The sequence below is a fragment of the Pseudomonas sp. AC112 genome, from assembly GCF_979253545.1.
In genome coordinates this window covers 5,039,333-5,059,098 of the sequence record NZ_CEEDCM010000001.1, presented here as the reverse complement: position 1 = coordinate 5,059,098, position 19,766 = coordinate 5,039,333, and the positions used below count along the sequence as shown (strand labels likewise).

The window sequence follows — 19,766 nt, the reverse complement described above, 5'->3', positions numbered from 1 at the left end:
AGTGCCTGGGCGATTTTCGCTGGCAAGCCAGCTCCTACAAGGGGGGGTGGTGTTCATGAGAACCAGCCTTGCAGCCATAGCCCATCAGTCTGCCCTAGGGTGCGGTAGGCCCAGCCTTGCTGGCCGGCGCGGGTCTGGATCAGGTAGTAGTCGCGGCGTACATCGGCGCCGTCCCACCAGCCGGATTCGATGCGTTCCGGGCCCATGAGGATCTGCACGCCGTGATCGGCCAATAATGTGGGCTCGTTCAGCAGCCAGCCGGGGCGTTGCACTTTATTCAGGGTCGGGCACGGGTTTTTATCCGCCGCCGCTTGCCAGGCGCATTCGGGGCGGTGATCAGCGTGAAAGCGCAGGCCCTGCACCGCCTCATCCCCCAGGCGGGCACGCAGGCGCTCGCGCAATTGCTCCCAGGGCAAGGTCTGTTGCGGGCGGTCGTCGAACAGGTCCTGGCGCTGCGGCACAAACACCGGCAGGTCCTGGGCCACCAGGCGAAAGCCGCGCACCGGTGAGGTGACCTGGACCTGCTCCAGGCGCCCCCGGGCCAATTCAAACAGCATCGCCGCTTCACGCTCGGCGCTGAGCAGCCCGACCTTGATCACGCTGTCCGGCGCCTGGGCATGTTCCAGGTGCAGGTCGAAGCGTTGCACGCCACTGTCGCGGCCGCAGAGGAAGGCGGACAGATCACCGGTCAACCGGCGCAGGGGAAACAGCAGCGCTTGGTGGGATTGCACATCGAAATGCAGCTCGATGCGCACATCGAACCGGTCCGGCGGCTGATAAAACGCCAAGGCCAATGGCCGTTGCCCGGCCAGTGCATCCAGGTGCTTGAGCAGGCTGGCCTCAAAGCGTCGCGCCAAGGTGTGCCGAGGCAGTGCCTGCACCTGGGCCAGGGTGCGCAGGCCCATGCGCGACAAAGCCGTGGCAGCCTGCGGGTCGAGGCCGGCGCGGTCGATGGGCAGCGGCGCCAGGGCCTGCATCAGGCCGTCATCCTGCACCGCCAGCCCATCGTAGATATTGGCCAGCACCCGCGCTGCTGCCGGGTTGGGCGCGGCGACGATGCGATGACGAAAACCCAGCTCGGTCAGTTCCCTGCGCAAGCGCGCTTCAAACTGCGGCCACGGCCCGAACAGGCCCAGGCTCGACTCGATCTCGAACAACAAGGCACGCGGGTAATACAGGCTGACCTGGGAGCTGAACTGGTAGGCCCAGGCGGCGAGGAATTGTTGGGAGCGCTCGATCTCGGCGGGGTCGTATTCGGCGCTGGCAAAGGTCTTGGCCAGGGCATGCGCGGCGGTCAGGGATTGGCCGGGGCGCAGGCCCAGGGCGCGGGCGGCGTCATTGACGGTTTGCAGCACACGCCGCTGTGGCGTGCCGGCCAGCAGGGCCAGGGGTTGGTCCGGTTCGGGGTGCACACGCTGCACCCCGTCCAGCGCCAATTGCGGGAAGACAATACACACCCAGCGCATGGCAACCTCAATGCCCCGCCAGGGCAATCGGCGCCGGATGCGCCAGCCCGCCCCGGCACTTGAGCACCCGCACCTGCGCGGGCCTGGCCTCGACCGCCAGGCGCAACGCCGCGGGCGAAGAATTGATCGCCTCGCTCAAGGCGCGCCAGGCAAACGCCAGGGTCTGCCCGGTTTCCGCCGCGACTTGCAGGCGCCGCAGCGCTCGGTCATCGGCCTTGCGCGGCCAGCACAACACCGCGCCGCAACTGCCGGAACGCAGGCATTGCTCCACCGCCCACAGGGCATCGCGTTCCTCGGCCTGGATCACCGAGAGCAGGCGCAGGTCCACCCCGGCGTTCTGCCAGGCATGGGGGTACGGCGTATAAGGTGGCGCCACCAGCACAATGCGCTCGCCGGCCTTTGATAAGCGCGCCAGGGTCGGCAGCACCAGTTGCAACTCACCTACCCCTTCCTTGGCCATGAGGATTTCACTCAAGGCCGCCTCCGGCCAGCCGCCCGTGGGCAGCACTGCATCCAGCGCCGCCAGCCCGGTGGGGTGCACACTGGCCGGCGGCGCAGCGGGCCGGCCCTTCCAGACACGCCCGCCATTGAACAGCGTGTCCAGTGCAACGACGGCGCCCATCAACCTTGCCTCACCAAACCGCAGAACACCCCTTCGATGGCCAGGTCCTGGTCGGGGCCCACCACGATGGGTTGATACGCGGGGTTGCGCGGCAGCAGGCGCACGCTGTCGCCACTGCGTTCGAAACGCTTGATGGTGACTTCGCCATCCAGGCGCGCCACCACAATCTGCCCATTCAAGGCCTCGGCACTGCGGCGTACGCCCACCAGGTCACCGTCGAGGATGCCGTCCTCGATCATGGAATCGCCCTGCACCCGCAACAGATAGTCCGGTGTTTTCGCGAAGGTCGAAGGGTCCAGCTGCAGACGGCTGTGCACTTCAGCATCGGCGCCAATGGGCAAACCGGCGGCCACTCGACCGAGCACCGGCACATCCAGCCATTCCGGACGCGCCGGCTGATTAAGCAGCCGAATGCCCCGGGCCTGGTTGGGGTTGACCTCGATAAAACCGGCTTCGGTCAACGCCAGCACATGCTTGCGCGCCACGCTGCGCGAGGCAAAGCCGAACGCCTCGGCGATCTCGGCGAGGCTGGGGGGCTGGCCTTGCTGCGCGATGCGGTCGCGGATAAAGGTCAGGATGGCGGTACGGCGTGGGGTTAGAGTCGTCATGGAGTACATTTGTACTCCTGTGGGAAATTTCTGACAATAGCCGCCAGTCGGTGGGCGCCAGCGCAGGCAAGCCAGCGCCTACGGCAAAGCCTGCCTCACCAACCTTCTTTGAGCATCCGCAACTCCAGATGCTGCAACAGCATGATGGTCTTGCCATCGGCAATCTCGCCGCTCTGTACCATCGCCAATGCCTGATCAAACCCCAGTTCCAGCACTTCGATATCCTCGCCCTCTTCCTCCAGGCCACCGCCAGTGCCTACACGGTCACCCGGCTGATACTCACCCATGAAAAAGTGGATGCGCTCCGTCACCGACCCAGGGCTCATGAACGCGGCGTAGATCTTCTCCACATGCCCCACGCGGTAGCCGGTTTCTTCTTCCGCTTCCAGGCGAATGCGTTCTTCGGGGCTGGCGTTATCCAGCAGCCCGGCTGCCGCTTCAATCAGGTAGCCGTGGTAGTCATTGACGAAGGTGGGCATGCGGAACTGGCGAATCAGCAACACCGTGCGTTGCGCGCGGTTGTAGAGCAGGATGGTTGCGCCGTTGCCCCGGTCGTAGACCTCGCGGGTCTGGGCTTGCCAGCTGCCGTCGCGGCGGCGTAGGTCGAAGCTGTATTTTTTCAGCAGGTACCAGTTTTTCGAGAGGGTCTCTTCTGCAGTGATGCGAACGGGGCTGTTGTCCATGGTCAGGCCTTAGCTCAAAGGAGCTGGAGCATGTCGCGGTGGCAAGGTCAGCGTCAAGCGCGTCACATATGGCTACAATCGCGCCCCATCAAGGACTCCCTCCAGGTTCAAGGAAATGATGCTGCACATCCCGACGCTCTTGATAGTGGCCGTGTTCGTGTTCTGCCTGATGGGCCTGCTCACGGTGCATGCGTGGAGCCGTGGCCGTGAACCGACCCTGGGCTACCTCGGCATCATGTTGTTGCTCGCGTCGCTGGGCACCGGGCTGATCGTGGTGCGTGGCGTGGGCATGGACTTTGTCGCGCTGATCATCGGCAATGTGGTGCTGCTGCTCAGTGCGGCGATGAACTGGACCGCCATGCGCGCCTTTGTGCAACGCAAGCCCAGCGTGCCGGGGATCTTTGCCGGGTGTGGAATATGGCTGCTGATGTGCCTGGTGCCGCAGTTCTATGGCTCGCTGTCGGCACGGGTCACGCTGTATTCGGTGCTGGCGGCCAGCTATGGGGTTTTATCGGCCATGGAACTGTGGCGCCAGCGTGACACGCTGGAAGTGGCCTACCTTCCGGCCCTTGTGCTGACACTCCTGCACACCCTTTTTTACGGTGTCCGCGCCTTTCTCGACCCCGGCATGCCGATCAAGAGCGCCCAGGCTCCGGGCGGTGAAGGCGTGCCGTTTTTCTCGTTCATGCTGTTCGAGTCGATGCTGTATGCCATCGGCATTGCCTACGTCACCTTGGCGATGGTCAAGGAGCGTGCCGAGTTGCGCTTCAAGGCGGCAGCGTTCAGTGATGCGCTGACCGGTATCGGCAACCGCCGCGCCTTTATGCTCAAGGGTGAAAAACTGTTGGCCGACAGCGCCCGCCGCCAGCAAAGCGCGGCCCTGTTACTGTGCGACCTGGATCACTTCAAGCGCCTGAACGACAGCTTCGGCCACCCCATGGGCGACCAGGTGCTGATCGCCTTCAGCCAGGTGACCCAGGCCGCTTTACGCAACGGTGACGTGTTCGCTCGCATCGGCGGAGAAGAGTTCGCCTGCCTGCTGGCCGACGCCGATGAAACCGGCGCCTTCGAAGTGGCCGAGCGGATTCGCCAGGCATTTGCCCGACTGGACCTGCTGGCGCCGGGTTTCCTCAGTGTGAGCATCGGTATCGTCATCACCGACGAGGCCGGCCATGACCTTTCCCACCTGCTGTCCCAGGCCGACCAGGCGCTGTATTTGGCCAAGGCCCAGGGGCGTAACCGCGTACAGGGGCTGGCGACTGCCTAGGCCTTGTTCGGCCCTGACCACTGCGGCCTCTGGCGTTGAGCGCTGTAACACTTTGCAAGCAATCCCCAATAACGACTGTCGAATTAATTCCTGCCTGGGGAAACCATCTGGTAAAACCCCTGCTTCACCTTTTTCCTGGAACCTACATGTCCTCTCGTTTTCTCTCGCGCCTGAGCCTGCGCTGGTTTCCCATGCTGTGCATGGCGGTGTTGATCATTGGCCTGCCGGTGGGCTGCGCCGTGCTGCAACACAAGGAACGCGAACTGGTATTTCGCATCGAGCCGGGCACCGCCAGCTGGTACAGCGGCTTGCCCAAGGCAGTGCAGGAATTCGAACTAAAGCCCGCCAGTTTCAAGTCAGGGCAGAACATCCATGGCTGGTGGTACCCAGCCGACAACAAGGACGCGCCGGCCATCCTCTATCTGCACGGCGTGCGCTGGAACCTGACCGGCCAACTGTTTCGCATCGAGCAACTGCACGCCCTGGGCTATTCGGTGCTGGCGATCGACTACCGCGGCTTTGGTCAGAGCCACGGCGAGCTACCGTCAGAAACCACGGTGTATGAAGACGCGCGTATCGCGTGGGAACGTTTCCAGGTGCTGCAACCTGACCCGCAAAAACGCTTGATCTACGGGCACTCCCTGGGGGGCGCGGTGGCCATCGACCTGGCAGCCGAGCTGGGCAAGCAAACACCGTTACCGGTGCGCGGGCTGGTGATCGAGTCCACCTTTACTTCGCTGGCGGATGTGGCCACCGCCGTGGCGAATACCTCGTTGCCGGTGCGCTGGTTGCTGTCGCAGAAATTCGATTCCATCGACAAGATTGCCGATATCCATATGCCACTGCTGGTGGTGCATGGCCTCGACGACCGTTATGTGCCACCGCGTTTCAGCCAGCAGTTGTTTGAAGCCGCCCAGGAACCCAAGCGGCTGTTACTGGTGCCTGGTGCCAGCCATAACAACAGCATGAGCCTGGCCGGTCGCAGCTATGGCCAGGCGCTGGACAAACTGATGCAAGCGCAGATGCCGGCGCAGATTGTCACGCACTCCACAGGCCGCAACGGCGACTCATAAAATTGCTTTTCGGCACTGGGTTCGCGCTTGGCTGTCAAGCGCAAACCCAGCCCATGCTGGGCCAAAACCTCAGTTGATCAAATATTGACCTCTGCTTAAATCGCCAACCCAGCCGGGGCTTCGCAAAGTTATCCACAGAGATACCCACGGTTTTCGTGGACAACTCTTTTTATTTTTTTACGTTTTTTTTGCTCAATAAACGCTTTCAGGAAATGTACCCGGCAACAAAATCTCGCGATTCACCTCGCGTATATCGTTATAGCCACACAGCGCCATCGTCACGTCCAACTCACGGGCGATGATGTCAAGCGCCTTGGTCACACCCGCCTCACCCATCGCCCCCAAGCCATACAAATGCGGCCGGCCGATCATGGTGCCTTTGGCCCCCAATGCCATCGCCTTGAGCACATCCTGGCCGGACCGAATACCGCCATCCAGCCATACCTCGATGCGCTCACCCACCGCCGCCACGATTGCCGGCAGTTGGCTGATGCTCGACGGTGCGCCATCGAGCTGACGACCACCGTGGTTGCTCACCACCAGTGCGTCGGCCCCGGCATTCACGGCCAGACGCGCGTCTTCCACATCGAGGATGCCCTTGATGATCAATTTGCCGCCCCAGCACTTCTTGATCCATTCCACATCGTCCCAGCTCAGGCGCGGGTCAAATTGCTGAGCCGTCCAGGACGACAGCGAACTCATGTCGGCCACGCCTTTTACATGCCCGACGATATTGCCAAAGCCACGACGTTTAGTGCCGAGCATCCCCATCACCCAGCGCGGCTTGGTGGCCATATTGAGGAGATTGGGCAGGGTCAGCTTGGGCGGCGCCGACAAGCCGTTGATCAAGTCCTTGTGGCGTTGCCCGAGGATTTGCAAATCGAGGGTCAGCACCAATGCATCCACACCGGCCGCCTTGGCGCGCTCGATCAGTTGCTCGATGAAGGCCCGGTCACGCATCACATACAGTTGGAACCAGAACGGTTGGCCGACGTGTTCGGCGATGTCTTCCAGGGAGCAAATGCTCATGGTCGACAAGGTGTAGCGCAGGCCAAATGCAGCAGCGGCGCGGGCGGTCAGGATCTCGCCATCGGCATGCTGCATGCCGGCTAACCCGGTAGGCGCCAGCGCCACCGGCATGGCCATGTCCTGGCCGATCATGCGGGTGCGTATCGAACGCTCATCAATGTTGCGCGCGACGCGCTGGCGGAACTTGATGCTGGCAAAATCGCTTTCATTCGCCCGGTAGGTGCTCTCAGTCCAGGAGCCGGAATCGGCATAGTCGTAGAACATCCGTGGGACACGTTTTTGCGCAAGCTTGCGTAAGTCTTCGATGGTTGTGATCAACGACATCTAGGTCACCTCTCCCTGAACTGAACACTGAGAGTAACCGCCCATCGGCTGCACAACCAGCCATTGCGTTCAGATCGCGCGGCGACTAATCTTGCACAAACCCGCACAAAGACGCAAAACCATGCACAACACTCATCACGATATCGACCTGCCTTCCCTGCGCAAACAGAAGATCCTGTTGCTGCTGGAGCGCGATGGCAAAGTCACCGCCTCGGAATTGGTGGAACACTTTGCCGTGTCCCAGGACACCATCCGCCGCGACCTCGGTGAACTCGCCGCCGCCGGCCTGTTGCAACGCGTGCATGGCGGCGCCCTGCCCCGGCCCAAGGACACCGGCAAAGACTTCTTCACCCGCGTCGGCGAGACCAACGAGGCCAAGCGCCACCTCGCACGACTGGCCGCCGACCGCGTGGAAGATGGCCAGATCGTGTTGTTCGATTCCGGCTCCACCACCCTGCAGATCGCCCAGTCATTGCCGCGCTCGATCCGCCTGACCGTGGTCACGCCGTCCCCCATGATCGCCATCGCCCTGGCCGACCATCCCGATGTCAAAGTGATTCTCGCCGGCGGCCAACTCAACCCGGCGACGCTGTCCACCAGCGGCCATGAGACCGTGCGGCTGATCCAGGGCATCAAGGCCGACCTGCTGTTTACGGGGGTGTGCGCGCTACACCCGCAGGTGGGTATCAGCTCGCTGCATTTTGATGAGGTGGCGGTCAAGCAGGCCTTGCTCGACAGCGCGTCTCACGTGGTGGCGGTGACCATGGCGGACAAGCTCGGCGCGGTGGAGCCCTTTGTGGTGGCGCCGTGCAGTCGCATTCACACGTTGATCACCGAGTGGCATGTGCCGAGTGTGGAGGCGTATGAGCAGCTAGGGTTGGAAGTGCTGCGGGTAGAGGTCGAGTAGCGACAGCGCGTCGGAGGTGGCCAGGCCGCTGGCGGTGTTATCGAAGATGCACCAGGTGGGAATGCCCTCTTCCACAGAGGCGCTCAACACACGCGCATACGCCTGGACGCGTTCAGGCCCGTAGGCACTGTGATAGAGACGCGGCGATCCATGCAGACGCCAGTAACGCACGCCCTGCCAACCGGCCGGGGCATCGCCCGATTCAATCACTGGCGGGTCGGCCGCTACTCGCCCTATCTGCAGGCCCTGCAATAATTCCTCGGCAGCAAGCCAACTCGCGTGCCGTGGCTCCAGCACCACAGCACCCGCGAAACGCTCGCGCAGTGCTGTGAAAAATGCGCTGGCCACGCCCGGTTCAAAGCTCAGCGAAGGCGGCAATTGCACCAGCAGACAGCCCAGTTGCGCGCCCAAGTGCTGGCATTGACCGAGAAACTCATCGAGTGCGACCTCGCAGCCTTGCAGGCGTAATTCGTGGGTGATGAACTTAGGCATCTTGACCGAAAAACGAAAGCCGGGCGGCACCGATTGCGCCCACCGCGCATACGTCTTCGCCTGGTGCGGGCGATAGAACGAGCTGTTGATTTCCACCGCATTGAAGCGCGACGCATAGCGCTGCAAATGCGTGCCCTCGCCGGCAAACGCCGGCCAGTATTCACGCGGCAAACTCCAACCGGCACAGCCCACCATCAGGGTGGCCGTCAAAACAGCACCTTGGCGGCATCGCGCATGAAAATCTCGATGGTCTTGGGGCCCACACCGTCGAATTCGCCAAGGCGTCTTTCGAAGGCTTCACGGCTTTCGCTGGCACTGCGCATGTGGGTGATCTTGCCAGCGTATTCGGCGCTCAACTTGGCGCTGAGGTCGAGCAAACGTTGCGCGGTGGTTTCGTCATAGCGCACGTAGTGCGCGCGTCCGAGCATGGCCACCAACTCACGCGATGTGCAGTGCTGCAGCTTGCGCGCGGTGTCGCGACCCTGCTCTTCCACGATCACCTTGTAGGCCTGCGCGGCAATCGGTGCCTGGATACGCTTGCCCATGAGGAAGCTGGCGATAAACCACTTGAACAGGCCACTGTCATCGTCGGGCTTGAGTTCGATGCCCAACTCTGAGGCGGTGATTGAACGGGCCATGCTCAGTGGCCCAGCTTGCGCTCGGCCTTAGCGGCCTGTTCGTTGATGGCATCGGTCTGGCGTTCGGTGTCCTTGATCGAGGTAGGCGTCAGCACTTTGTCGACGGTTTCGGTCTTCGGATTCGGGCGTTCCAGGGTCTGGCCCTTGGCTGGTTTTTCCGTACCTTTCTGGGCTTCTTCCGAGCTGATGGGGGCTGGGGTTTTGTCGGCAGTCATGGTGTGTCTCCTGTCAAATGAAGGCCCGCAAAGAGTGGCGGGCATTCTCGAAAAAAGTGGCGAGCACTCTCGTAAAAAGTGGCATGCACTTAAGCAGCAGAGGCCTGCCGGTTTGGATAGTTCAAGGAAATTGCCCGTGCCAACCGCCCAGGAAATAAGCGCAAATTAATTTAAACCTTTGCCGCCCTCGCCGAATCAACTCTCCCATATCCCATCCTTCGCTCACCCATCAGGAGACACTCGATCATGAGTTCACACCTCAACGGCAAGAAGATTCTGGTCATCACTTCCAATACCGGCATCGAGCGCGATGAACTGCTCAAGCCCCTGGACGCACTGCGCGGTTATGGCGCAACCGTGACCCACGGTTCCAGCAAAGGCGGCACCACCCAGACCTTCGTCGGCGACACCGAGAAGGACCAGACGGTGGAGTCCGACGCGAAGCTGTCCGAACTTTCCGGCGCCGATTTCGATGCGCTGGTTATTCCCGGCGGCACCGTCAATGCCGACACGTTGCGCCAGGATGCGGCCGCGCTGAAGCTGATCAACGAATTCGTGCAGGCGGGCAAAACCGTGGCAGCGATCTGTCACGGCCCATGGGCACTGATCGATGCCGGCGTGATCAAGGGCAAGACCCTCACCTCCTACAAAAGCGTGCGGATTGACCTGGAAAACGCCGGCGCCGCCGGATGGGTCGACGCCGAGGTCAAGCAGTGCATGGCCAATGGCTGGACCTTGATTACCTCGCGCACCCCGGATGATCTGCCAGCCTTCAATGAAGCCATTGCCAAGGCTCTGGCGGGCTGATTTTTCATAGCGCAACGAAAACAGGCGCCTCGATGGCGCCTGTTTTGTGTCAACCCTGACCTCAGCTTTTACGCTGTTCCGGCATCTCGCGTTTCGGCCCGAACATCGCCCAGGCAATCAGGCCCAGCAGCGGTACAAAAATAAGCACCACCAACCACAATCCTTTTGTTTCCCAGCCCCCCGTACTACGCAGCACGACATTGATCGCCCACAATTCCAGCAGCAGCAGAATCACCGCCAAGCCGATCCAGACATATTGAATTTCCATGCTTCACCTCCTAGGTCGTATACGTTAGGTCAAGCATCGGGCGCGAGGGTTCATTAAAATTTGCGCAAACGTCCCGGGGTGGTGGAATGCAACGTCCCACCCGACCGACCATGCAACCTGCACGACCGGCACAACCCTCCCGTCCTCGTAGCCCCTTGAATTACCTGGTGAATTACCAATAGCTCAAGTTGGTACAACTGATGCACAGCTGTACTGGACGAGGCGTGCATGTCGACACGCCCTGAGTTTCCCGTGAGGTGTCACCCATGAATGCCATTGACCTGCTCAAAGCTGACCACGAACGCGTAAAGGCCCTGCTGACTCAGTTGAGTGAGTCCACCGAGCGCGGGGTAAAAAAACGCACTGAGCTGTTGGCCAAGCTGGAAGCGGAAATCAGCCTGCACACTAAACTGGAAGAAGAAATCCTCTACCCGGCGTTCAGGAAGGCCGGTGGCAAGGAACAGGACATCATGTACCACGAAGCCAAGGAAGAGCACCGCACGGTGGACTCCCTGGTGCTGCCGGACCTGAAACAGACCGAGCCCGCCACCACGGAGTTTTCCGGTCGCGTCAAAGTGGTGAAGGAGTTGCTGGAGCACCACATCGAAGAAGAAGAAACCGAGATGTTCCCGCAGGCTAAAAAGCTGCTGGGCAAAGCACTGCTTGAAGAGTTGGGCGCTGAAATGGAAGCGATGAAAGCAGCGCATAAAAAATTGCAGTCGACCAAGCCAATGGCGGCTTGATCGAGGCATGTCCAGAGCCTGGGACTGATCCAGGCTCTTGACCCATCACGCGAGGGGATTGCGTCATGAAGACCAGATCGTCCCACAGGATCTTGCTTATCGTTGGCTTGTCAGCCCTGCTCACCGGCCCTGCCTTCGCCGCATTCGGCGATAACCCCGAATCTTCCGCGAATGCCCTGAGTGGCGACAGCGCTGCCGGTTCCGCGCTGCCGCCGGGGACCTACCCCAGCAGCCCTTCCGACAGTACCAAGAAGACCAAAGACACCGACAAGCAGCCGACCAAATCGGTCAAGCCTGCTGATACCCATAAACCCAGCAAAGACAAACCCCGCTCAGGCAGTTGACGGTTCATCTGCAGGCGGCTCGGGCGCGAGCCCCCAGTCGCCATGTTGATACCAATCACCTTCCTCCCGCAGTTGAGCCCCTTGCGAGACCCTGACGCTATTGACGAGTGCACGACCAGGTCTAACGCAGCCCAGGACGCGCTGCACTACGCTTATCTGCGTAGCCCTTTTGGGTTACGCAGATAACAATCATCGTCAATAAGGAGAGTACAAATGAAGTCATTTAAACGGGCCAGCATTGGACTTGTAAGCGCTGCGTTACTGTCGTCAGCGACTTATCCAGCCTTCTCGGAAGAAAAAAAATGCCCCGAGGGGTTCACCTACCTGGGAGAAGCTTATGGAGAGGACAGCAAGAAATTTGACGAAGCAAAAGTTGCAGCCATACCGACATTGGTCAAATTCCCGAAAAACCTGAAATTGGACACGACTTACGTTCAACACAACGGCAGATGGAGCGGAGGCTCAGCCAACGCAGTGATGTCCGACGCAGACGTTCCCAATGGCCTGATGATCCTGGCGTCGGGCACTGAGGGTGGAGGTAAGGGCTGGGCCGTCCACAAGCCAGAGTTGCGCGTACTGGAGGAATCCGACAACAGGATCGTTCAGCGCGGCTATGAGATGAAACTCTACTGCCATACGGGTAGCGGTGTGCCAGATATCGGCCCTCACAACAGCTGTAACGTACGTGCGCTTTTCTGCGGCAAACTCAAAAACGCTGCCATTTGAGGCGTTGTGTTGACTAGACGACTGCGCAGTCCAAGTCAGGTCTAAAGTGAATAGCGCGGGCTTGCCGTATGCTGGTCAACGAGCAGAAGCCTGCTTTTTTGTAGAGACATCCCCTCCAGAGATTCGGCTATCACACCCTCCGATACACCTTGACCCTAGGAATGCCCGCAGCGGCCAGCAAGCCAATTTCCAGGGCACGCAGGCGCATGCCCGCACTCACCACGCGCTGCCCGCGTTGCAGCGTCCCGCCACGCTTGCGCACCTGCTCGCCCCGGCGCAAGGGTGGGCACCAGATACGCTGGCCGTAGACGCGGCAACGCGCCTGGGGTACCACGCTGTCAGCACCCTGCGGCAGCGGCGCGCCGGTAACGATCGGTACAGCGTGCCCGGCCTGTAACGACCCATCCTTGCCATCCACGGCAGCGAGCCGCTCAACTACATGCAGATAACCACCCTGCTCAGGCACGTCAAGCGCACGCAGGGCATAGCCGATCGTGGTGCTGTCGTCCCAGCGCGGCAGGTCGCGGGGTGAAAACACATCTTCAGCCATCACCCGTCCGAGGGCATCCGTCAACGCAACCACTTCGGTGGACGGAGGTGACGGTGACTGGGCCAGCAACCGGTCAATGGCCTCCTCCATCGGCAGCCATTCGCCGCTGTCACACCGGGTCACGAGCCGGCCTCCCGGTGTTGAAAAATACCGTCACGGCGCCAGGCGCGTGCGCTGCCACACGCCGTCGTGCAAGCGATAGTCGAGACGGTCATGCAAACGGTCGGGGCGGCCTTGCCAGAACTCGATACGCCGGGGTTGCAGGCAGTAGCCTCCCCAGTGCTCGGGCCGTGGCGGCTGGCGCCCGGCGAAGCGTTCGGTGACTTCACGCAGCCGCCCTTCCAACTCACTGCGATGGACCAGAGGTTGACTCTGGGGTGAGGCCCAACTGCCCAACTGACTGGCAACCGGACGTGCATCGAAGTAATCGTCCGATAGCTCGGCATCGGCCTTCACCACCGCCCCCTCGACACGCACCTGACGCTCCAGCCCCGGCCAGAAAAACGTCATGGCGGCATGGGGATTGCCGGCCAACTCCTGGCCCTTGGCACTCTGGTAATGGCCAAAAAAGAAAAACCCCTGCGCACTGAACCCCTTGAGCAACAGCATGCGGCAATGGGCATGCCCCTGACTGTCCACCGTCGCCAGGGCCATGCAATTAGCCTCGGCCGGCGGCAGCTCAGTCTTGCGTGCCTGCTCCAGCCACTGACCAAACAACACCAACGGATCCGCCTGCGGACAATCATCACGAAGACCATAAAGCGTGTAGTTGCGGCGCATTTGCGCAAGAGACAAAGGCATGGCGCAGTCCTCCAGGAAATTCCCCACAGTGTGGGAACTGCCACCTCGCCACTTCTTGACCACGATCAACCCCCAACCGCGGCATGACGCCGCACACGGCTTTTCGATCTTGATCTCAAGCGCCCCGCCAACCACGCTGGCCGAACGCAGGCTTGAATCCGTGGCTAGCCCAGCAGGACGCCGGGTTAGCCTCCCCCTTCTCCACCCAAGTCCACAACGGAATCCCCCCCGCCGTGACGCTCAACGCTCGGCAGCACATCGCCGTGACCGATATGGGCACGTGGATTCGCCTGCACCTCACGGCACCGGCAACCAGCCGCTGAACCCGCCCCGGGCACTCAAGGGGCACCAGGCGAAATCCCATTGCGTGCCCGGCAGCGCCTGCTGTTCGGCGCCCGCCAACGCGGCGCGCTTCCAGTCGAACACCGTCGAGCCCTGCCAGGCCAGGACCACGCCCTGGGCCGGGGTGTCATCCGTGTCGACCCAGCGCGCGGCCGCTGCTGCCATGAAGGCCTCGATGGGTTCGGCATCGATCTGCGACCGATACGCCGAACCCAGCAGCCAGCGGCAGACGTTCAAATGGTAGGTCCAATCCCGTGGCGGCCGGTGCCGATAGGCCCAGGTCATAAAGCTGCGAAACAGGTTCAGGCCCTCGGGCGGGTCGAGCTTGAGCAGCGCCGGGCAGATATCGAACAGGGTGTGCCAATACGGCAACAGGCGTGCATCCAGGTGCACGAAGCTGCGGCAATTGCTGGGGTATTCAGGCGGCGCGGGTTCCGCGTGCAGGCGACGGGACGCCGTGCTGACCAGGCGGCGGGCGCCTGCGGGCAACAGGTGGTTCATGACACGCACTCACATTCATGACGATGGAACGCCTCCTGGTCTCAGGAGGCCCAGGGCATACGTCAGAATGCGGGGGAAGCGCGGGGGTTGGCCGAGGGCCAGGCATAGCGTGGCGGCGCCTTGTTACGCCGCTCATGGGCCGGTCGCGGGGTGCGCTCCAGGCCCAACAACCAGGCCAGGCCGACCAGAAACACCAGCGCAACGGTTAAAGCGTTGCAGACGGGGCAGGCAAAGTAGTTCGAGATGTTGCTGGAAGACGGGCTGCCCAACCCTTTGTCGGAAAGTGGCGCCTGCTTGCCGTCCACCGAACAGAACGCCCCGCCGATGCCATTGAGTGCCTGGCCCGTCATCTGCCCATGCCCCAAACCGCAGACGAACAGGTTCATCAGCACGCAGAAGTACAGGGCCCAGGCAATCAGGGAACGGTTGGGGTGGCTCAATTTCATGGCGGCGACTCTACCACCAGAGCCGCAAAAGGATGAAGCGCGGCATGCCCCTGTGGCAGAACGTCGCAGATTACGTGCGCTTCCCAGGGTTGGTAGACTGGGCGCCCTCAAAGCCTGACGTATTGATCCAGAGCAATGCAGGCGCTTCACAGGATGCACAGTTGATGAGTACGTTATTCACCCGCCGCAAAGTGCTGACCGGTATGGGCCTGTTGGGCCTGGGCAGCCTGCTGGGCGGCTGTGACTACAGCCCCAAGCTGAACTTCAAGTACGGCAAGGACTTGAGCGACAAGATCATGGGTCGCACCTTCAAGCTCAAGAATACCGACGGAGAGACCGTCACCCTCAGCTCGTACCGTGGCCTGATGCCGGTGGTGTTCTTCGGTTTCACCCAGTGCCCGGCCGTGTGCCCGACCACCCTGGCGCGCGCCGCCCAGGCCAAGAAGCTGATGGGCCGCGACGGCGAAATCATGCAAGTGGTGTTTATCACCCTGGACCCGGAACGCGACACGCCCGAGATTCTCGACAAGTACGTCAAGGCCTTCGACCCCAGCTTCGAAGCGCTGTACGGCACCCCGGAAGAAATCGCCGTGGCCGCCAAGGAATTCGGGATCTTTTATGAAAAGATTCCCGCCGGCGACACCTATACCCTGTCCCACACCGCCACCAGTTTCGTGTTCGATACCCGTGGCAACCTGCGCCTGGGTTTGCAGGCATCCCTTACTGCTAAAGAGTGCGCAGAAGACCTGCTCACCGTCATGGAGGTCTGCTAATGACTGCCGTTCAACACCTCAAACGCGCCCTGGTCGGCATGACTTTGCTGGGCCTCGCCGCCCACGCCAGCGCCCAGGTGCTAGTCACCGATGCCTGGGTACGCGCCAGTGTGCCGGGCCAGCCGTCCAGCGGCGCCTTCATGACCGTCACCGCCGACAGCGACAGCACGTTGCTGAGCGTGGCCTCGCCAGTGGCCAAGGACGTGCAGATCCATGAAATGAGCATGAAGGACGACGTAATGCGCATGGGCCCAGTGGACTCGGTAGCCCTGCCTGCCGGCAAGGCCGTGACCCTCGACCCCGACGGTTACCACGTGATGCTGATGGGCCTGACCCGCCAGATCAAGGAAGGCGACCAGATCCCCCTGACCCTGACCGTGCAAAACGCCAAGGGCGAGAAGCAGGCGATTGAAGTCACCGCGCCTGCCCGTGGCCTGGATGGGATGGATCACAGCAAGATGCATTAAGGGGGGCTGTGGCTGACGGGCTCGGAAGGTTTGTCAGTTCTGTTGTGGTGAGCAGGCTTGTTGTGGTGAGCGGGCTTGCCCCGCGCTGGGGCGCGAAGCGGCCCCAACCACGCAGCCCAACGCGGGGCAAGCCCGCTCACCACACCAAAACGAGCGTTTTATCGGCTTGGCGCGGGAGTTGGGTGGGCTGTATCGAAAGGGATCAGGCCACTTGCCCTTGGCTGCGTCATCAGGTGAAAACTCTCGCTGAGCAACGCCACCGTGGCGCGGATGCTGTCGGTCTGGCGCGGCACCGCAAACAACCCGTAGTTGACGCTCAACGCCGGGTTAGCGTTGGGCCCCAGGGCGATCACGCGCATGGTGTCCGAACGAATATTCTCGGCAGGCAGCAAGGCCACCCCCAAGCCGCTCTCCACCGCCGCCATGATCACACCGATGTTCGGGCTGGTGACGGCCACGCGGAAGTCCCGACCGGCGCTCAACAACGCATCAAACATCAGGCGCCGCCACGCGCAGGGCTCGGCATACACGATCACATCCAACGCCAGTGCCGGGTCGATCTCATCGTCGATCCCGCTTACCCAATACAAGGGCATGTTCCAGGTATGCACGGGGTCGGCGGCAAACACCGAGCTCACACCAATCGCCACGTCGAGCAAGCCATCGTGCCAGCGTTCGGCGAGGGCATCGCCGTGGTCCACGGTGATATCCATGTGAACGTGCGGGCTGGCACGCCGCAACCGCCCCAGCGCGGCCGGTAAAGCCGAGACCGCCACGTCTTCCGAAAGGCCGACGCGCACGGTGCCCATTACCGTGCGCTCCTTGAGACGTGTCGCCACCGTCTCTCCCAGCGCCAGGATGCGCGTGGCGTAGCTGAGCAACAGTTCGCCCTCGGTGGTCGGCACCACACCCCGCCCGGTGCGACGCAGCAGGCGTTGCCCGAGCAGTTCTTCGAGCCGGCGAATCTGTGCGCTCAGCGCCGATTGCGCCCTGCCCGCTTGTTGCGCGGCGCCACTGAGGCTGCCGTGGTGACACACCGCGACAAAGGTGCGCAGTAAATAGGGTTCGAAGGCATCGGATATCATGTTTGGCATAACTCTGAATCAACTGCTATCACCCTACCCTGATATCCATCGGATGACTACGCTGCCCAGCCTGTTCAACCAGTGAGTCAAACATCATGGAATACACCCGTAACCCACGCATCGTATTGGCTGCTCGCCCCGACGGGCGCCCGAAAACCAGCGACTTTCGCCTCGAATACGCTGCGATACCCTCGCCTGCCGATGGCCAGGTGCTGCTGGAAAACCTCTACCTGTCCCTCGACCCGTACATGCGCTGGCGCATGAGCGACGCCAAGTCATACGCCGAACCCGTCGGCATCGGTGAAGTGATGGTGGGCGGCACCGTGGCGCGTATCACGCACTCGCGTCACGCTGACTGGCACGAAGGTGACCTCGTGCTGGCCTACGCCGGTTGGCAGCGCTTTGCCGTGTCTGACGGGCACGACCTGCGCCGCCTCGACCCCAGCATCGCGCCCCTTACCACGGCCCTCGGCGTGCTAGGCATGCCGGGCTTCACGGCATACGCCGGGCTGCTCAACATTGGCCAACCCAAATCCGGCGACACCGTGGTCGTCGCAGCCGCCAGCGGAGCCGTGGGCTCGGTGGTCGGCCAGATCGCTCGCCTGCACGGTGCCCGAGCCGTGGGCATTGCGGGTGGGGCGGACAAGTGTGCTTTTGTGAAAGACGAACTGGGTTTTGATGCGGTCATCGACCACCGCGCCCCCGACTTTGCCGAGCAACTGGCCAGGGCATGCCCGAATGGCATCGACGTGTACTTCGAGAACGTCGCCGGGCCTGTCTGGGATGCCGTGCGGCCGCTGCTCAATGACTTTGCGCGAATCCCGGTGTGCGGGCTGATCGCCCACTACAACGATAGCGCCCTGCAGGAAGCCACCGCTGATCGCCTGCCAGCCACGATGCATGACATTCTCGCCAAGAGCCTGACCGTACGCGGGTTTATCCAGACCGAGTTCGTCGATCAACAACAGGGCAGGTTCCTCAAAGAGGCCGCACAGTGGATCGCCAACGGCAAACTCAAATGGCGCGAAGACATTGTCGACGGCCTGGAACAGGCGCCCGAAGCCTTTATCGGACTGCTGGAGGGACGCAACTTCGGCAAGTTGATCGTGCGCCTCAATCCACAATAAACAACCGCGCCCCGACACGCGTCGAAGAGCGATGGCCTTCCATGTCATTGCCCACCTGGTAACTCATTCCGGCCGTCAGGGTGAACTGGCGGCCGTCTTCCAGCTCCGTGTGCAACTCGCCTTCAAGGCACAACAGAATGTGCCCGCGCCAGCACCAGTGATCCGCCAGGTAGCCGGGGGTGTATTCGACCATGCGCACGCGGGTGGTGCCGAAGTGGCGGGTGCGCCATATGGCATTGCCCGTCACACCAGGGTGAGAAACCGGTTCGACCGTGGACCAGTCGGTGGTGCCAAAGGGGACAACGTTCAGATCCATGTTGGGCTCAATGATGGTTGTGCAGGGCTTGAGGCTATCGACCTGAAGCGACAGCCGATAGACACAGATCAAGCGCTTTTGTGGGATACAGGTATCCTGCCTGCACGGCTCTCACGGATACGCTTATGCAGATCGACCCCACCTACGTCCTTTACGAAACCGAACACTGGCGGCTCAACCACCACCTGGCGTCCGCACTGCCCGGTTACCTGATGCTGGGCGCCAAGTCGCCGGCCCACTCCCTGGCTGAAATGCCGGAAGCGGCGCTGGCAGAGTTGGGTGGGTTGCTGGCAAAGATCCAGCGGGTGATGGAGACGCAACTGGAGCCGAAATGGCTGTACATCAGCCGCTACGGACACATGCCAGGCTTCCCGCTGCATTTTCATTTCATCCCGGTGTATGACTGGGTGGAGGACGCGTTCTGGCGGGATGAGCGCTATCGGCGGCTGCAAGGTTTTGGCGCACAGGGCCAGGCGCAGGCCTTGACCGATGGCGCGGAACTGACGCTGTTTGTGTGGCGGGAGTTTGGGGAAAGCCCTACGCCGCCGCCGGTTCAGGGAGAATCCGTGCAGCAGGTGATCGCGCGATTGCGCGCTGCGTTCAGACCGGAGTGAAAGCCCAGCTTAAAACAGATCCCCTGTGGTATCAGCAGGTCAGGTGTTTGGTCATCGGGACACAGGCCAACTGCAAACCCGACGGCGAATGGTAAATCGCCTGCTCATCGCCCACGTACCCACAGGCCCGATAGAAACTCGCCGCATTCAACGTCGCATCCAGCACCAGGGTTTCAATCGCCTGTTCCCGCGCAACGCTCTCCAAGTGGTCGAGCATCGCCTTGCCATATCCGCGCCCGGTGAACCCAGGCAACACAAACAATGCGCCGACTTCGTTGTTGTCCGGATCAAGCATGCCGGTGGCCACCGGTTCTCCCTGCACCCACCCCAGGTAAAACGGTTTGTCCATCAGCGCGCTGTAGCCGTCTTCGGCTTTACCCCGCGTCCACAGCAGCATTTGCGCCTGCGTGTAGGCACCGATGCACTGGCTGCGAATGGCCTGCAAACGGATGTCGAACGCCACTTGGGCATGTTCCTGGTTGGCGCGTTTGATCTCCAGCATGTGTATCTCCTTCCATGAAATCATCGTGCC

The 19,766-nt window shown here is 61.8% G+C and carries 27 protein-coding genes; 11 read left to right on the top strand and 16 right to left on the bottom strand.

Annotated features, from left to right (window positions below):
* Positions 1-53: 53 nt before the first annotated feature.
* The 4 genes from AC0IYN_RS23635 to AC0IYN_RS23620 all read right to left on the bottom strand — a co-directional run bounded on the left by AC0IYN_RS23635 (position 54) and on the right by AC0IYN_RS23620 (position 3,379).
* Complete coding sequence (locus AC0IYN_RS23635) at positions 54-1,466, bottom strand: Y-family DNA polymerase (protein ID WP_471843509.1); 1,413 nt, start codon at positions 1,464-1,466, stop codon at positions 54-56.
* 7 nt (positions 1,467-1,473) lie between these two features.
* Entirely contained in the window at positions 1,474-2,088 is a 615-nt protein-coding gene (gene imuA / locus AC0IYN_RS23630; RefSeq protein WP_406598533.1) for a translesion DNA synthesis-associated protein ImuA, read from the bottom strand.
* Entirely contained in the window at positions 2,088-2,705 is a 618-nt protein-coding gene (gene lexA, locus AC0IYN_RS23625) for a transcriptional repressor LexA (RefSeq protein ID WP_034106295.1), read from the bottom strand. The genes imuA and lexA overlap by 1 nt, the downstream gene beginning before the upstream one ends.
* 86 nt (positions 2,706-2,791) lie before the next feature.
* Positions 2,792-3,379: an NUDIX domain-containing protein gene (locus AC0IYN_RS23620; RefSeq protein WP_078048831.1), complete on the bottom strand. Its 588-nt coding sequence runs from the start codon at positions 3,377-3,379 to the stop codon at positions 2,792-2,794.
* Between the two features lie 115 nt (positions 3,380-3,494).
* Between AC0IYN_RS23620 and AC0IYN_RS23615 the strand changes: the two genes are divergently transcribed.
* Both AC0IYN_RS23615 and AC0IYN_RS23610 read left to right on the top strand, forming a co-directional pair.
* A complete protein-coding gene (locus AC0IYN_RS23615; protein WP_406598531.1) occupies positions 3,495-4,646 on the top strand; it encodes a GGDEF domain-containing protein in 1,152 nt (383 codons plus the stop codon).
* A 146-nt stretch (positions 4,647-4,792) separates the two neighbouring features.
* On the top strand, positions 4,793-5,719 hold the full coding sequence (locus AC0IYN_RS23610) for an alpha/beta hydrolase (protein WP_457238917.1): 927 nt from the start codon (positions 4,793-4,795) through the stop codon (positions 5,717-5,719).
* 192 nt (positions 5,720-5,911) lie between these two features.
* On the opposite strand, the gene AC0IYN_RS23605 is transcribed toward AC0IYN_RS23610, so the two are convergent.
* A complete protein-coding gene (locus AC0IYN_RS23605; protein ID WP_457238916.1) occupies positions 5,912-7,072 on the bottom strand; it encodes an alpha-hydroxy acid oxidase in 1,161 nt (386 codons plus the stop codon).
* Positions 7,073-7,193: 121 nt separating this feature from the next.
* Between AC0IYN_RS23605 and AC0IYN_RS23600 the strand changes: the two genes are divergently transcribed.
* Positions 7,194-7,979: a DeoR/GlpR family DNA-binding transcription regulator gene (locus AC0IYN_RS23600; RefSeq protein WP_406598528.1), complete on the top strand. Its 786-nt coding sequence runs from the start codon at positions 7,194-7,196 to the stop codon at positions 7,977-7,979.
* On the opposite strand, the gene AC0IYN_RS23595 is transcribed toward AC0IYN_RS23600, so the two are convergent.
* From AC0IYN_RS23595 to AC0IYN_RS23585, 3 genes are read right to left on the bottom strand one after another with little or no spacing between them, the layout of a single operon-like run.
* The gene (locus AC0IYN_RS23595; RefSeq protein WP_457238926.1) at positions 7,944-8,666 is read right to left on the bottom strand and encodes a DUF72 domain-containing protein; all 723 of its coding nucleotides are present in this window, start codon (positions 8,664-8,666) and stop codon (positions 7,944-7,946) included. The genes AC0IYN_RS23600 and AC0IYN_RS23595 overlap by 36 nt on opposite strands.
* A gap of 11 nt (positions 8,667-8,677) precedes the next feature.
* The gene (locus AC0IYN_RS23590) at positions 8,678-9,109 is read right to left on the bottom strand and encodes a DNA methylase (RefSeq protein WP_406598526.1); all 432 of its coding nucleotides are present in this window, start codon (positions 9,107-9,109) and stop codon (positions 8,678-8,680) included.
* A 2-nt stretch (positions 9,110-9,111) separates the two neighbouring features.
* Positions 9,112-9,324: a hypothetical protein gene (locus tag AC0IYN_RS23585; RefSeq protein WP_078048838.1), complete on the bottom strand. Its 213-nt coding sequence runs from the start codon at positions 9,322-9,324 to the stop codon at positions 9,112-9,114.
* Between the two features lie 246 nt (positions 9,325-9,570).
* On the opposite strand from AC0IYN_RS23585, the gene AC0IYN_RS23580 reads away from it, so the two are divergent.
* Positions 9,571-10,131 carry a type 1 glutamine amidotransferase domain-containing protein gene (locus AC0IYN_RS23580; protein ID WP_471843503.1) on the top strand — a complete coding sequence of 187 codons (561 nt, stop codon included), beginning with the start codon at positions 9,571-9,573 and terminating at the stop codon, positions 10,129-10,131.
* 61 nt (positions 10,132-10,192) lie between these two features.
* On the opposite strand, the gene AC0IYN_RS23575 is transcribed toward AC0IYN_RS23580, so the two are convergent.
* Complete coding sequence (locus AC0IYN_RS23575) at positions 10,193-10,399, bottom strand: PLDc N-terminal domain-containing protein (RefSeq protein WP_078048840.1); 207 nt, start codon at positions 10,397-10,399, stop codon at positions 10,193-10,195.
* A gap of 266 nt (positions 10,400-10,665) precedes the next feature.
* Here AC0IYN_RS23575 and AC0IYN_RS23570 point away from each other — a divergent pair, with 266 nt between their 5' ends.
* The 3 genes from AC0IYN_RS23570 to AC0IYN_RS23560 all read left to right on the top strand — a co-directional run bounded on the left by AC0IYN_RS23570 (position 10,666) and on the right by AC0IYN_RS23560 (position 12,212).
* Positions 10,666-11,142 (top strand): hemerythrin domain-containing protein, encoded by a 477-nt coding sequence (locus AC0IYN_RS23570; RefSeq protein ID WP_406598524.1) that lies wholly within the window; start codon positions 10,666-10,668, stop codon positions 11,140-11,142.
* Between the two features lie 65 nt (positions 11,143-11,207).
* A complete protein-coding gene (locus tag AC0IYN_RS23565) occupies positions 11,208-11,486 on the top strand; it encodes a hypothetical protein (protein ID WP_406598523.1) in 279 nt (92 codons plus the stop codon).
* 213 nt (positions 11,487-11,699) lie between these two features.
* Positions 11,700-12,212 (top strand): hypothetical protein, encoded by a 513-nt coding sequence (locus tag AC0IYN_RS23560; RefSeq protein WP_406598522.1) that lies wholly within the window; start codon positions 11,700-11,702, stop codon positions 12,210-12,212.
* A 130-nt stretch (positions 12,213-12,342) separates the two neighbouring features.
* Here the strand turns inward: AC0IYN_RS23560 and AC0IYN_RS23555 are convergent, their stop codons facing one another.
* The 4 genes from AC0IYN_RS23555 to AC0IYN_RS23540 form a co-directional block, all read right to left on the bottom strand.
* A complete protein-coding gene (locus tag AC0IYN_RS23555; RefSeq protein WP_471843498.1) occupies positions 12,343-12,885 on the bottom strand; it encodes a molybdopterin-binding domain-containing protein in 543 nt (180 codons plus the stop codon).
* Positions 12,886-12,915: 30 nt separating this feature from the next.
* Positions 12,916-13,563, bottom strand: coding sequence for a pyridoxamine 5'-phosphate oxidase (gene pdxH, locus AC0IYN_RS23550; RefSeq protein WP_471843495.1), 648 nt, complete (start codon positions 13,561-13,563; stop codon positions 12,916-12,918).
* 297 nt (positions 13,564-13,860) lie between these two features.
* Positions 13,861-14,406, bottom strand: coding sequence for a putative natural product biosynthesis protein (locus AC0IYN_RS23545; protein WP_099491717.1), 546 nt, complete (start codon positions 14,404-14,406; stop codon positions 13,861-13,863).
* A 62-nt stretch (positions 14,407-14,468) separates the two neighbouring features.
* Complete coding sequence (locus tag AC0IYN_RS23540; protein ID WP_457238912.1) at positions 14,469-14,852, bottom strand: DUF2946 domain-containing protein; 384 nt, start codon at positions 14,850-14,852, stop codon at positions 14,469-14,471.
* Positions 14,853-15,016: 164 nt separating this feature from the next.
* Here AC0IYN_RS23540 and AC0IYN_RS23535 point away from each other — a divergent pair, with 164 nt between their 5' ends.
* Positions 15,017-15,625, top strand: coding sequence for an SCO family protein (locus tag AC0IYN_RS23535; protein ID WP_034106413.1), 609 nt, complete (start codon positions 15,017-15,019; stop codon positions 15,623-15,625).
* Entirely contained in the window at positions 15,625-16,092 is a 468-nt protein-coding gene (locus AC0IYN_RS23530; RefSeq protein WP_099491718.1) for a copper chaperone PCu(A)C, read from the top strand. The genes AC0IYN_RS23535 and AC0IYN_RS23530 overlap by 1 nt, the downstream gene beginning before the upstream one ends.
* A gap of 158 nt (positions 16,093-16,250) precedes the next feature.
* Here the strand turns inward: AC0IYN_RS23530 and AC0IYN_RS23525 are convergent, their stop codons facing one another.
* Positions 16,251-17,186 carry a LysR family transcriptional regulator gene (locus tag AC0IYN_RS23525; protein WP_406598518.1) on the bottom strand — a complete coding sequence of 312 codons (936 nt, stop codon included), beginning with the start codon at positions 17,184-17,186 and terminating at the stop codon, positions 16,251-16,253.
* Between the two features lie 86 nt (positions 17,187-17,272).
* Here AC0IYN_RS23525 and AC0IYN_RS23520 point away from each other — a divergent pair, with 86 nt between their 5' ends.
* The gene (locus AC0IYN_RS23520) at positions 17,273-18,304 is read left to right on the top strand and encodes an NADP-dependent oxidoreductase (protein WP_471843490.1); all 1,032 of its coding nucleotides are present in this window, start codon (positions 17,273-17,275) and stop codon (positions 18,302-18,304) included.
* Here AC0IYN_RS23520 and AC0IYN_RS23515 read toward each other — a convergent pair.
* The gene (locus AC0IYN_RS23515; RefSeq protein WP_471843488.1) at positions 18,291-18,620 is read right to left on the bottom strand and encodes a DHCW motif cupin fold protein; all 330 of its coding nucleotides are present in this window, start codon (positions 18,618-18,620) and stop codon (positions 18,291-18,293) included. The two genes, AC0IYN_RS23520 and AC0IYN_RS23515, sit on opposite strands and share 14 nt — an antisense overlap.
* A gap of 125 nt (positions 18,621-18,745) precedes the next feature.
* Here AC0IYN_RS23515 and AC0IYN_RS23510 point away from each other — a divergent pair, with 125 nt between their 5' ends.
* Positions 18,746-19,234 (top strand): HIT family protein, encoded by a 489-nt coding sequence (locus AC0IYN_RS23510; RefSeq protein WP_406598515.1) that lies wholly within the window; start codon positions 18,746-18,748, stop codon positions 19,232-19,234.
* 31 nt (positions 19,235-19,265) lie between these two features.
* Here AC0IYN_RS23510 and AC0IYN_RS23505 read toward each other — a convergent pair whose 3' ends face one another.
* A complete protein-coding gene (locus AC0IYN_RS23505; protein WP_078048850.1) occupies positions 19,266-19,736 on the bottom strand; it encodes a GNAT family N-acetyltransferase in 471 nt (156 codons plus the stop codon).
* Positions 19,737-19,766 lie beyond the last annotated feature (30 nt).